The 12,667-nt window shown below is 51.9% G+C and carries 9 protein-coding genes; 4 read left to right on the top strand and 5 right to left on the bottom strand.

Features of this window, described 5'->3' with window-relative positions; all coding sequences use genetic code 11:
• Nucleotides 1-72 precede the first annotated feature (72 nt).
• From Pan161_RS03155 to Pan161_RS03145, 3 genes are all read left to right on the top strand, one after another.
• Nucleotides 73-612 (top strand): O-acetyl-ADP-ribose deacetylase, encoded by a 540-nt coding sequence (locus tag Pan161_RS03155; RefSeq protein WP_145224142.1) that lies wholly within the window; start codon nucleotides 73-75, stop codon nucleotides 610-612.
• 4 nt (nucleotides 613-616) lie between these two features.
• The gene (locus Pan161_RS03150; protein WP_145224141.1) at nucleotides 617-1,492 is read left to right on the top strand and encodes an alpha/beta hydrolase; all 876 of its coding nucleotides are present in this window, start codon (nucleotides 617-619) and stop codon (nucleotides 1,490-1,492) included.
• A gap of 98 nt (nucleotides 1,493-1,590) precedes the next feature.
• A complete protein-coding gene (locus Pan161_RS03145) occupies nucleotides 1,591-2,535 on the top strand; it encodes a YdjY domain-containing protein (RefSeq protein WP_145224140.1) in 945 nt (314 codons plus the stop codon).
• Between the two features lie 118 nt (nucleotides 2,536-2,653).
• Here Pan161_RS03145 and Pan161_RS03140 read toward each other — a convergent pair whose 3' ends face one another.
• A complete protein-coding gene (locus tag Pan161_RS03140) occupies nucleotides 2,654-3,613 on the bottom strand; it encodes a sugar phosphate isomerase/epimerase family protein (protein ID WP_145224139.1) in 960 nt (319 codons plus the stop codon).
• A 667-nt stretch (nucleotides 3,614-4,280) separates the two neighbouring features.
• Here Pan161_RS03140 and Pan161_RS03135 point away from each other — a divergent pair.
• Nucleotides 4,281-5,336, top strand: a complete 1,056-nt coding sequence (locus Pan161_RS03135; RefSeq protein ID WP_145224138.1) for a DUF1571 domain-containing protein — start codon at nucleotides 4,281-4,283, stop codon at nucleotides 5,334-5,336.
• A gap of 50 nt (nucleotides 5,337-5,386) precedes the next feature.
• Here the strand turns inward: Pan161_RS03135 and hemQ are convergent, their stop codons facing one another.
• The 4 genes from hemQ to galE all read right to left on the bottom strand — a co-directional run bounded on the left by hemQ (nucleotide 5,387) and on the right by galE (nucleotide 12,531).
• A complete protein-coding gene (hemQ, locus tag Pan161_RS03130; RefSeq protein WP_197995671.1) occupies nucleotides 5,387-6,229 on the bottom strand; it encodes a hydrogen peroxide-dependent heme synthase in 843 nt (280 codons plus the stop codon).
• Between the two features lie 169 nt (nucleotides 6,230-6,398).
• Nucleotides 6,399-8,501: an alpha/beta hydrolase family protein gene (locus tag Pan161_RS03125; protein WP_145224137.1), complete on the bottom strand. Its 2,103-nt coding sequence runs from the start codon at nucleotides 8,499-8,501 to the stop codon at nucleotides 6,399-6,401.
• Between the two features lie 155 nt (nucleotides 8,502-8,656).
• On the bottom strand, nucleotides 8,657-11,503 hold the full coding sequence (locus Pan161_RS03120) for a DEAD/DEAH box helicase (protein WP_145224136.1): 2,847 nt from the start codon (nucleotides 11,501-11,503) through the stop codon (nucleotides 8,657-8,659).
• Entirely contained in the window at nucleotides 11,500-12,531 is a 1,032-nt protein-coding gene (galE, locus tag Pan161_RS03115) for a UDP-glucose 4-epimerase GalE (protein WP_145224135.1), read from the bottom strand. The genes Pan161_RS03120 and galE overlap by 4 nt, the downstream gene beginning before the upstream one ends.
• Nucleotides 12,532-12,667: the final 136 nt, after the last annotated feature.

The following is a 12,667-nucleotide window of genomic DNA, read 5'->3' as shown; positions in this document are numbered from 1 at the left end:
ATTTTATACTGGCTGTCAGGATCAATGTCTGATCTTAGCGATTTATCATTTCGAATCATAGATGGAGAGCCGATGATCGTACAGTTTGGATCTGCCCTGATTGAGCTGGTTCTGGGAGATATTACCACACAAGAGGTGGATGCGATTGTGAATGCTGCCAATTCCTATCTGGCAGTTGGAGGCGGCGTTGATGGCGCAATCCACGATGCTGCAGGGTCTGAAATCATGCAAGAGCTGGAACGTCGCTATCCGGATGGCTGTCCGACCGGAAGTGCCGTCGCGACATCAGCCGGACAGTTGTCTGCCCGGTATATCTTCCATGCGGTAGGCCCTGTCTGGCAGGGAGGCGGAAAAAAGGAGAGTCAACTGTTAGAGTCAGCTTACGAAACCTGTCTGAACCTGGCGGAACAATATGACTGCCAGTCGGTGGCCTTCCCTTCCATCAGCACAGGCGTTTATCGTTATCCAGTCGATCTGGCTGGCGAAATTGCATTACGGACGGTGGCGACGAAGCTGGAGTCGACAAAGCAGATTAAACTCGTTCGGTTCGTATTGTTTGATCAGGGGACCTTCGGCTGTTATTCGCGTATTCTGGAAACCATGCTGGTATGAATGAATGACGGAAGCAGTCATAGAAGAATTCATTGCCTCGGATGGTTACCGTCTGCAGGGACGCGTCTGGCATCCAGAAAATGAGCAAGTCCGCGTGACGTTGGTGATCCTGCATGGGATTCAGAGTCATTCCGGCTGGTACGAATCCTCGTGCCGTCAACTCTGTGAGCAGGGGGCGCGGATTTATTTTTTTGATCGCAGGGGTTCGGGGCTCAATACGCGGGATCGGGGACATGCCTCCCACTGGCGGCGGCTGGTTCAGGATGTAGTGCAGTTGTTATCTCAGATTCGGTTTCAACGGGAGCAGCCAGAACAAACAGTGCCAATCGTGCTGCAGGGTATGAGCTGGGGCGCAAAACTGGCGACTGTTGTTGCTGCAGAACGACCTGAATTGATCGACGGACTGGCGTTACTTTATCCTGGGATTAAAGCAAAGGTCAATGCGACTGCTCTGCAGCAGCTGCAACTTTCACTGGCCGAACGACTTGGAATCAGGGACAAACGGGTGCCGATTCCTCTGAGTGATCCGACTTTGTTTACCGCTGATCCGGACTGGCAGAAATGGATTCAGGAAGATCCCCTGGCATTACATAAGGTGAGTGTGGCCTTCCTGCTGGCCAACCGGGAACTGGATCACCTGTCGGAGGCAGCAACTGAGCAGATCAACTGTCCGGTGTTCTGTCAGCTGGCGGGACAGGATCAGATTATTGATAATCTGGCGACTGAAGCTTATTTTTCACGTATCAGGTCTGATCAGAAAACCCTGTTTTCTTACCCCGAAGCGCGGCATACACTGGAATTTGAACCAGATCGCGAACAGATAACAGCCGATTATATCGACTGGCTGAACGAATCCATTTCTTCTGAGAAGATCTGCTAATTCCTGTCGAATCAGGGCAGACTTTTGGATTGAAGTACCTAGAATAACAGTATGTCACAGATGGGCACTCACCGCCTTTTACCCCGATGGATGGATTTATGAAACGACCGTTCTTTGCCACCTTCTCTTTGTTCGCGTTCGTACTGCTTTGCAGTCAACCGTTGACAGCCGCCGAGCCTGTTAAAGATAAATCGGGAACTGCTGCGGATGCGAAAGCAAAAGATGCGGACGGACCGGTTGCCCTGAATAAACAGAAAACGGTCCTGCTGGATCTGCCCCACAAAAAACTGTTGTTGAAAACGCATGTCTGTCTGCAGGAAGGCGTGCTGGAAATGCTGTTGTGTAAAAAACAGACCAAAGAGCATGAATCGATTCTGTCGATCGAATCCCCGGCAACGGCCATTCACGCCGGCCTGCTGGCAATTGGTGCCAAAGTGGGGACGCCTGTTAAATTCACGCCGAAGTTTCAGCCCCCGCAGGGACAGAAACTGAATATTGTTCTGGTGTGGAAAGGCAAGGACGGGAAAGCGCAGCGCGAAATTGCTCAGCAGTGGGTCAGGACGGCCACGAATCGTTATTTCACCGCAAAGCTGGATCGGTTACCGGAAGGTATCACCATCGATAAAAAGAGTGAGCTGCGCTTCGATGAGAAATATAAGGAACTGATCTGGTTCGGGCAGATGTCTAAAGAGACCCGGGATGAATTTTTAGCGAAGAGCAAAGACAAAGCATTTCAAGCTGCGATCAAAAAGTTTTATGATGAGAGTCAGCCCAGGGTAATGAAGTTCGACTGGATCTTTGCCGGCAGCGGTTTTGCCCTCGATGAAATGACCGGCGAAAAATACTACTACGCAGAAAGTGGTGACCTGATCTGCGTCGCGAACTTTCCAACAGCGATCATTGATGTGAATATCGCCAGTTCAGCGTCCGGTGAAGAAAACCTGCTGTTCGAAGCAAACAAGGACAAGATTCCCCCACGGGGCACGCCGGTAACGATTGAAATTACCCTTGCTGAAGCCAAACCCAAAGACGAAAAAAAGTAGCCTCTTATCCGACTGGGAAACGCACATTGTCTGCAATGATCCGCGCGCTCGCTGGAGTGCACGGCTGGCGTCGATCTTCTGTCAAATCAGTATTGATGGTCCAGTAGTCTGATCCGGTTTACTGAATCAGCGCGACGGCTTTCTTCATCGCGGTTGCGGTTGCAGCGACTGCCTGATCGGCGGGCATTTTTCTTAACGCGGCATTAAAGGGTTCGGCGCGAACAGGACCATCGTAGTTAAGCTGGTTCAGCGTATTCAGGAATGTTGCTAAATCTATTACGCCGGTTGCCATAGGGAGTTCCCGTTTCTGATCAATCTGCTGATCGATTTCCAGACCGGCGGGCGCATCGTTCAGGTCGACAGCAACGATATCGGCGTTGGTCAATGTTAAGAGGTCGTCTTTGGTTTCGTGAGCGGTGTACCAGTGCCAGCTGTCCAGAATCAGGCCCACCCCCTGAACATCAATGGCGGTGATCAGTTCGCGGGCTTCGGGCAAAGAGTGAATGAAGGGATACATTTTACTCGACCAGAGTGTTTTAGGGCCGACATATTCCAGCCCGAATCGCAGGCCGTGGTCAGCGAGGATCTGCGAGACTTCTTTGAGACGGCGCGTGTGCTGCTTGAAGTTGGCATTATAGGTCAGTTCAGCATGTGTGGGCATCAGCCAGGTGCCTGTCCGGGTCACGCCAGCCCGCTGTAAAGCAGCCGCGTTTTGGGGTAGTTTCGACAGTCCCTGCTTGAAGATGGCATCCGTTTTGCGAAAATCTACGGGCATGCCGGCGGCGCTGAAGACCAGATTTTTATCTCGCATATCTGCTTTGAGTTCATCTAACTGGCTGTCAGAAAGTTTTCCCAGGTAGCCTGCGTCCGGCACGACGGCTTCGAATCCATACTGATGGGCATAGTCAATCGCCTGTCGCTGATCTGCTTTCACACCGATGCGACCACAGGACAGATCCAGCTTCAGTGATCTTTGCGCCGCTGCTTTGGAGGGAGATGCCGAAAGTGATCTGAGCAAAGTGCCTGTGAACAGAGCGGCAGTAGAAGATTGTAGAAAGGAGCGCCGATTCAATTTCATAGTGCAGACCTTTTAAGCAAAGGGGAGAAGATATCGGAATCAGAGAATGTAGCAAGTATCAGCTAGAGCGTATCACATTTAAGCATCGCGTCTCTCATTTTTTATACTTGGTCCAAATGGCCCTGAAGAGGGTACAGTAAAACTGGACACAGTCTAAATCATTGTAAATGAATGTCTTAGTAAAATGAAACCTGCTATGAAAAAAATGACATGCTTTCCAAATTCGCAGTCACGGTTGCAGGAAAAATGGCGCATGCGGGTATGGGTAATCTGCGGCGAGATTGTGGGTTTCATCTAATCTGAACCCCTCTTGTATTGAGTGTGATCTGATTAAAAATCAGGCATCAGTTTTGTTAATACTCAGCAGTTAAAATGACGAATTTTTAGTCATAGCCACCCCCAAATATTGAAATATACGGTTTGACAGTGAGGTTGAATCGGAACCTGGAGATGCACGAATCGGAAATACGCAGTGAGCGTATTGTTCTCCGTATTTGAAGATAGAACCGCCAAAGGGTCACGAGAGTTCTATTTTCAGAGTGATGAGAGCACTTTTAATGAAATCAAACATCTGTCAGACGCACTCAGGGATTGTCGTGTGCTGGCCACATCATATCACGACGGGCAAGCCCGGTTTACGTCTTTTCACGGATGAGTGGATTCCGTTATGGGAATTCAATTCAGACAAGACGGTGCCTTGCATTTTCTTACCGAAAAGGAATGGTACCGCATGATGCGCATGCTAAGAATCAGATCAGAACATCATTTTTCAAATGTCATGGCGTCGGCCATCATTTCTGCTGCAATTGGAATATTATATTTCAGTTTTGACCCTGCTCCCGCTGATGCTGATCCTAATGATATGGCGCTGATCGCGTCCAAGCCTGTCCCTATCCCGGTCATCGCTTATAAGCCGACGGAAATGTCAGATTCTAAACCGTCAGATAAGCCAGGTGAAGCTAAAAAGCAGCAGTCACAACAGGCGAACGGAATGCTGACGGGACGTATGGCGATCCTGATGAATCAGCTGCTGCTGGAAAAAGGTTGCCGCTATCTGGAAACCATTCCCGATTATACTGCTACCTTTTCCAAGCAGGAATATGTGGGAGGCGAACTGTCTGACAACCAGGTGATCAACCTGAAATGCCGTCACAAACCATTCAGCGTTTACATGAAGTGGGTTGTCGGCGATAAGGGTCAGGAACTGCTGTATGTAGATGGCGAAAACGAAGAAAAAATGCTGGTAAAAATGGGTGGCTTGAAAGGCCGACTGGTTCCCACTCTAAAACTGGATCCCTACGGTTCTCTGGCGATGCAGGAATCTCGTTATCCGATTACCAAAGCAGGTATCAAAGCGCTGGCGGAAACAATTATCGATTACCGTAAGAAAGATCTGGATGAAAACCTGAATACCGAATGTGTGATGATTCCCAATCAGAAATATGATGGGAAAGACTGTTATTGCTTCATCGCTCATTTTGCCAATAAGAAAGAGTCAGAAACGTATCGCAAATCAGTCATCTATATTGACCAGAAGACGTGTCTGCCGATTTTTGTTCGCGGTTTCGGCTGGCCTGCACAGGATCTGGCCAGTGCTTCTGCTGAAGAACTGGATGAAAAGACCCTGATCGAATCATATTCATTTACCGATATCAATCTGAAATCGGAACTGGCTACAACCGAATTTGACCAGACGAACAACAACTACCGCTTTCGTCGCTAAACCGAACAAGTGATCTTGATGGAAAGCCTGCATCGCCCGTCTCGAACTTATCAGAGTTTGAGATGGGCGATTGCTTCTTCCGGGGGTACGATATAGCTCAGGTAGAACGGGCCAAACTCTGCATACTTCGCGGAAGCTTTATCGAACCGCATTGTGTAAACGATTTCTTTGATGGGCTCGGGTGCTCTACCCCAGAGAGTCACTCCCCACTCCCAGTCATCAAAGCCTGTCGAAGCAGTAATGACCTGTACCACGCGACCGGCGAACTTCATTCCACTCATTCCGTGTTCAGCCATCATGCTGTAGCGATTGCTGAACTGTTCCATATACCAGTTGGCACCGGGAACTCGTGATTTGTTCATTGGGTAAAAAGTACAGACCGGAAAATCAGGAAACTCGGGGTAGACACGCTGCTGGTTCATCGCTGGCAGGCGGCTTTCATAAGCTTTGATTTTCGCCTGGAACGCGGGGCCTTCCGGATCAGTTCCTTCCCGCTTGAGTTTGGCAGCAAACTGTTCAAGTGTAGGAACGTATTCTGAAATTTCGGTAATCGAAACGAACGAATACGTGGGGATCAGAGCGGGACCCAGTCCACAGCTGCGAATGGCCTGTTTGATACTGTCGATTTTGATCGGATCCGGATCCATCACCAGCACCTGCAGATCGGCTTTGTGGCCGGAAACGATTGAGGTCTGCATGCGAATGGGGGCATCTTCGGCTTCCGCATCCAGAATGGCTGCCAACTGTCTGCGCCCTTCTGCACGGGTCGCCTGGTCAATCTGATTCAACGCTCCCTGATCAACACGATAATACAAATGCAGGCAATGCCAGCCTTCGGTCATAATCGTAGTGGGGTCGGGAAATGCTGCTGCGGTATGGGGAGGACGGTTCACGTCGAAGTACCTTGTCTATGAGAAAAAAGCGTCTATGCGATAACCCTGCAGAAATATCGGCAATCCCTGATCCGTGCTGCCGATGACTCTATATCGATTATAACGGCGCAGCGGAAATGAGCAAACGGAGCGAAGAGACTGGTTTGAAACTCGCTGCGATTTCTCTTCGTTATTTCTTAATCTGGAGCCGACTTTGGTCCCAGCCCAGCTTTTTGCTGACCTCAGCGGGATATTTCCAGTCCTCTGGTTTTGCATTGGTTAAGATCACAGGACTGCGTGTCGCTGCCATGGCGAGAGTCTGGGGTAGGTCCAGATAACGCAGTACATTCAATAATGCTGGTCCCTGCTGATGTGAAACAGGGATGCCTTCCAGTTCCAGCGACGCAATCCCGCTTTCGAAGAGCGAGGCATACAGGCACAAAACTGCTGCGTCACCGCTCGCTTGCAAAGTCAATTGCGCACCAGAAGAGTCGGTGAGTGATTTCAATGTCTGAATGGCACGACGAATATCCCAGACCTGCATACCTTCCAGGGATTGTCCCAGCAGATAGAAACGCCGACGGATCTGAACCTGTTTCTTCTTATCCTGATTCCATTGACTCAAGCCAATACCCCGAGGTGCAAAGTAGGCGATGGGGGCTTTCGTTTCCAGCACCTGTTTACGAAATTCCTGAAAACGTTTGTCACTTTCAGGGGAAGACGCATTCTCAGCCTGCATCCCGGGAAAAAAGGGAACAATGTGTTTGAAGTTATCGTTCCAGTCCGCCTGATTCAGTACGACCAGATTGATATTGTCGATTTTCGTGGCATCGCTGTCTGCCGGCAAGACGACGAACAGGTCGAGTGGCACATGGTTCTGGCTGTCGAAGGAGATCGTCTGCAGAACCAGGCCGTCTTTCGTGATTGATCTTATTTCAGGTTTGCTGGCGTTCACTTTTTCAGGCCAAGCACGGAAGGATTTTTGCAGCAGCTGCTGTTTCCAGCGCTCGGTCTGCTGTTCCCACTCTTGTGTGTCCGCAGGAATGGGCGCTGGGGCAGCCAGTTTGACGAAGGATTCCTGGATTTTCGCGTTCTTCTGGTCTGCGGGAAGTGTCTGGAAAACTTTCAGTTCTTCCGGTGTGTGGAACTTGGTGGCCGCCATTTCGATCAGGCTGTCATCCCCTTTGAGGAAATGATTGAACCAGCGGAAGGCGTGAATGCGTAGTTCCTGCGTATCTTTATGCGGGCCTTCGGTGATCTGCAGACCCAGATTCTGAGGCACGCCATACAGGTCATAAATCTGCATGGTACTGCGGTAGACGTCAACGACGCCGTCGAGCGGGAAAATGCTGTCTTTGTCTGTATTTGAGATTAACAGCGGTCGCGGTGCGACGAGTGCAGCCACCTGGGCGTAATCCCATTGATAGGTATTGACCATAAACATACAGTCGCAGTGCCCTTCAATCACGCCATCAATCACATGGTTTTTCAAAGTCGTAATCCCGGCGACCGGGACGGCGGCTTTGATGCGTTCATCCAGCGCCGCAATCCACCAGCTGTAGGCGCCCCCGCCGGAACGACCGGTGACGCCCAGCTTTTCGCCATCCACTTCAGGACGTGACTGCAGGTAATCGAGTGCACGAATGCAGTTCCAGGCTTCGACACCGGCAGGAGTGTAACCGCGCGAGAGCCATTCCCACATCCCTTCCCGGAAGGTCCCATGATGCAGGCCTTCGATTTCGCCCAGTTGCAGTGTATCGATTGTCAGGCAGACATAGCCATTGCGGGCAAACCATTCGCCGTGATGCTGGTAGTGCACCTTGTTGCCGTAAATGATTCCGTTTTTCTTAACGCCGCCATGACCGCAGACATACAGAATCGCAGGGATTTTACCTGCCTGTTTTGCAGGTCGATAGAGGTTGCCGGTGACATACAGGCCGGGACGGGATTGAAACGTAATATTTTCGACGATGAAGCCATCGCTTTCGATCGTGCCCGTGATTTCCGGCTTCAGATCGGTTTTCGCAGGCAATGGCGACAGGCCCAGCATTTCAAAGAGTTGTTTGCGGTAGGTGACACGTTTCTTTTTCCAGTCTTCGAGATCTGTGATGTTTTTGAGACTGCGCTTAGTCAGTTGCAGCGTCTGATCATAAAAATAATCACTCAGGTTCTGATCTGCGGTGCTGGGACCAATGACTTTGCGGGGGTCGGCTGCTTGGGAAGCGGCGGTAGATAGTAGCAGTGCCAGTAAGGTCAGCCAGAGAAACGGGCGTCGGTGTGAATTCAGAGCCATGATCAATCCTGTTGTCTGCAGAGGCGGGGAACGGGAGAGTAACTAATTCTTAATAAGGGTAATTATTGTAGCAGTGTTGGTGCAACCTGTCAGTAGAGTGGTGAGAAAACCTGATGATCGTAGCCTGAATTCTGGCCAGATGATTCGGTGGTTGTTTAGAGAAAAATCTCTTTCTCATGGATTTTGCTATGGGGAACAAAGCCCGCTCGTTGCGCTTCCTCAACCAGTTCTGCCCCTGCCCCCCGATAGGCGAAGAGCGCCTCGCCCGGACTGACGTGCTGATTCCAGCGTGACTCAAAGATCGCCACCAGCCGCTTATTTCGCGCGAGCGTTGCCGGCACAGCGTGGACCATCGCCAGTTCTTTTTCGGTCTTGCGAAAAAAACGTCCCAGTAGCCCCGGCAGTAAACGCGAGATCCAGGTGTCTTCGATCTCATGCACGTGCCTGGGAATGACATAGCGGGCTCCCTGCAGAGGGCCGAAGACCTGATTGACGGCGGACAGGAACAGGTCGCAATCTGCTGCCGATGCCTTGTCGAGAAAGACGCGAATATAGTTACCGGAGCGGGCACCGATCTGCAGTGAAGATTCTTTCGAGAGCTGCCCCGCTTCCTGCAGTGACTCCAGGACCGCACGGCTGACAGCTTTAGTTAACGATTCCGCCGACCAGGGAGAACGCAGTCCCTGAAACGGCATGAATCCCCAGCCTGACCCTTTACGGCTGGAACTGTTAATCTCAATCGTTTTCAGAGGTATACCCTGGTACGGTTCGCCAATCTTCCAGAGTTTCCGGGATTCGGCGCGCTTCGTGGAACGGGTCAGCATATCGCTGTTAAGTAACTGGGCCGATTCTTCCAGCCCCTCAGGTTTGAGTTCGGTAAACGCGGCGTGGACGTGCCCGACCCCTTTTTCAATCAGGCCGTCATCGGTGACGCCAAACAGGCGGCAGTGTTTTTTGTTGAAACGTTCGTAGTCGTCCAGCCCTTTCGTGAATTCAGGCGCAATGCAGACGACGTCCCAGTTGTTGGCAACCTTCTCCGGCTGTTCCGGGTCGAGACGGAACGAACGGCCGCGTAACTGATTGACGGTCATGGACGTTGTGACGGTTGTCAAATCGATGAGCACGTTGATCTTATTCGCATCCCAGCCTTCGCCCAGCAGTCCCCGCGTGCCGACCAGACAGCGGGTGATTCCTGCCTGGAACAGATCAGTAATCATCTCCACATAGACACGTGGTGACCACTGTGAACCACTGCCGTTGAGCAGGTCAAAGCCGTCAAAAGGTTCGCGACTGAGGGTGACATCGATGTTTCGAGCACTTAGCCACTCTTCTGCCCTGCTCTGCAACAGATCCGCAATGTCGTCATCGACCAATACACTGGAGCCGGTCAGCAGCACCGGGTTCAACCAGTCGGTCGGCGGATGATTGACCAGTTGTTTGAAGGCGGCAATCGCGCCGCCCGCTTCTTCATCCAGTAGATGTTCCACCTCCGCGGAAGTGGCCGACGTCTTTTCAAAATCGGCGATCACCACCGCGCGAATATGTTCCTGCAGGTTCTCAATCTCCTGACTGAGAATCGGCACCAGCGCTTTGATTTTGTTTCGAGAATACGCTATCACACGACCAACGGGCGAAGCACACGCCTGGCAGCCGGTTTCGGTGATCTGCAGGCCCAGTAATCGGAGTTGATCGATCGCCTGTTCTGCCAGTTGCTGATCTGCCGGTGACGGAGACCGCCTGAGGCGATGGCGAATGTAGCGATCGAGCACCGGAGCCCAGTAGTTCAAGCGGGGGATGTCTTCTTCAATCAGATCGACTGATATGGGAGGCACATGGGCTGGGAGTTTTATGCTACGCTGTTGCAGAAACAGACGCGAGGCTTCTGCCAGGGAGGGATCGCGTCGTTCAAACGTGGTCCAGTCTTCCACTACCTGGCCTGAAGGAAGCTCCAGATTCGTCAGTAGATGGAGTAACCACTCCTGCAGTGGCTCAGCACGTTCGACGGGTAGCGACTCTTCACTCTCTGAATCAGTTGAATTTTCCGACTGAGATTCCGGTTCTGTGACGCGGGGCGTACACAAGGTTTCCATAATTAATAGCAGCTGATCGTCGGTGTTGGCGACGTATGACAATTCTTCTGGCGACGGTCTCACGAAATAGGCCAGGTCCTGGTAGGGGGCCAGGTAACCATCTTTAACGACCGCGGGAATCGGAACTTCGTAATCGATGGGGCCGAAGAAGTCGTTGTAGCGGTCGATGTCTTCCGGGCGTTTCCCTTTTTCATCGGGAGGCGTCGCCGTCAGACCGATGATGACAGGCTGATCCAGATAGTCATGCGCGTCGGCCAGCACCCGGCCCCAGTGCCCCATCAGGTGATGGCATTCATCCAGAATAATCAAGCCGACACCCTGTTGTTTGAAGGTTTCCAGCGTCTGCTGTGACGAAGTATGCAGCATCTCCAGCGCGTTCCCTTTCAGGATCGCCTCATCGCGGACCGCTTTGCGATAGACGCGCATCCGCTTTTCATAGTAATCGGGGTTATGCACTTTGAGATCGTTGATCCAGATCTCTGCTTCCACCGGATCCTGTGCCTGCTCTTTATAGATGAGTACATCAATCCAGAAGTCCAGCGCGTCGGCTTCCAGGTCGGCATCTCCCCGTCGCGGCAGCGTGACGGACTGGTATGTGAGAGACGTCAACAGCGCACTGCTGTCGGTTTCTGTCGAGACCAGTTGCTTTGGCGTGAGCGTTGAATGAAACAGGTCGGTGCGGGCCGCCCACTGGGACTGAATCGCGGAATTGGGTGAGAGTACCAGCGCCGGTCTGCGGATATGATGCGCCCACAGAAACAGGCCTAATACTGTTTTCCCGGAACCGGGAGGCGCGACAACATGCAGGCGTTTTTGTCCCGCCGCCAGCTGTTGTTCGATGATCGCAATCGCCTCGGCCTGGGAGGGGCGGAGTTGTCCCTGAAACCGGATTTCAGGAAAACCGTTGCTCACGTGTTCTCCCCGGATTCGCTGGAAGAGGCGGCTGGGCCCTTACTCTGATAACCGTCAGGATGTTTCTGAAACCAGTTCCACGCCGATTCAATAATCTCGGTCAGCGAAGTATGGCGTGGCGACCAGCCCAGCTCTCGAGTGATTTTTTCATGCGAGGCGGAGAGCACTGGCGGATCTCCGGGACGACGGGCCTGATATTCGATCGGGATTGCACGACCGGTCACCTGCTCTGTTGTTTGGACAACGTCGAGCACGGAAAATCCGCTGCTCAGACCCACGTTGTAAAACCGGTTTGCCTGCGGCGTGAGCGCGTTCAACGCCAGCAGATGCGCCTGGCAGATATCTTCGACGTGAATATAGTCGCGGATGCAGGTCCCGTCCGCCGTCGGATAGTCATTTCCCAGAATAGTCACATGCGACTGCTTGCCAAGCGCCGTATTCAGGCAATTGGGAATCAAATGCGTTTCGGGACTGTGGTCTTCGCCCAGTGAACCATTGATGGCGCAACCGGCGACGTTGAAGTACCGCAGGCCGATAAACCCGAAGTTGGGGTAACTGTGGGCGCAGTCGGTCAGAATCTGTTCGATGAAGAGTTTCGACCAGCCATAAGGATTGATAGGGCTCTGTGCGCTTTCTTCCGTAACGGGAATGGTCTCCGGAATCCCATAAGTGGCGCAGGTGGAGCTGAACACAATCTGGCTGACGCGCGACTGTCGCATCGCCTGCAGCAGTGACAGCGTGCCCGCCGTGTTATTCGCATAATAGGGCAGCGGATTTTCGACCGATTCTCCAACATAGGCGAGTGCCGCGAAGTGGATGACTTTTTCGATCCGCTGCGATTTCATGACGTCGATTAACTCATCGGTCTCGCTCAGATCGAGTTGAAAAAACGAGGCCTGGGAGGGAACCGCTGCGCGATGGCCGCGGGACAGATTATCGATTACACATACTTTCTGCCCGGCGGCGAGCAGTTGCTGAACACAATGTGAGCCGATATAGCCCGCTCCGCCAGTGACAAGGATCGTCATGAGGTCTTCTTAAACTGAAAGTCAATCGAGGGTTAATGATAGATGATTTACGTTGAATTCCAAAAAGGTTAGGATAACAGTAGCCATCGGTCTTAGAATCGATCATGCTGAGTGATTCCTGCCATACATTAGCTAC

This window comes from Gimesia algae (genome assembly GCF_007746795.1).
In the GTDB taxonomy this organism is placed as follows: Bacteria; Planctomycetota; Planctomycetia; order Planctomycetales; family Planctomycetaceae; genus Gimesia; species Gimesia algae.
The sequence above is the reverse complement of the archived record's forward strand: the minus strand, read 5'-3'. Positions and strand labels throughout refer to the sequence as shown.

Bases quoted from the DNA above. Each gene is read 5' to 3' on its own strand.
- Pan161_RS03155 (WP_145224142.1), top strand. From the start codon at position 73: ATGATCGTACAGTTTGGATCTGCCCTGATTGAGCTGGTTCTGGGAGAT.
- Pan161_RS03150 (WP_145224141.1), top strand. From the start codon at position 617: ATGACGGAAGCAGTCATAGAAGAATTCATTGCCTCGGATGGTTACCGT.
- Pan161_RS03145 (WP_145224140.1), top strand. From the start codon at position 1,591: ATGAAACGACCGTTCTTTGCCACCTTCTCTTTGTTCGCGTTCGTACTG.
- Pan161_RS03140 (WP_145224139.1), bottom strand. From the start codon at position 3,613: ATGAAATTGAATCGGCGCTCCTTTCTACAATCTTCTACTGCCGCTCTG.
- Pan161_RS03135 (WP_145224138.1), top strand. From the start codon at position 4,281: ATGGGAATTCAATTCAGACAAGACGGTGCCTTGCATTTTCTTACCGAA.
- Pan161_RS03125 (WP_145224137.1), bottom strand. From the start codon at position 8,501: ATGGCTCTGAATTCACACCGACGCCCGTTTCTCTGGCTGACCTTACTG.
- galE (WP_145224135.1), bottom strand. From the start codon at position 12,531: ATGACGATCCTTGTCACTGGCGGAGCGGGCTATATCGGCTCACATTGT.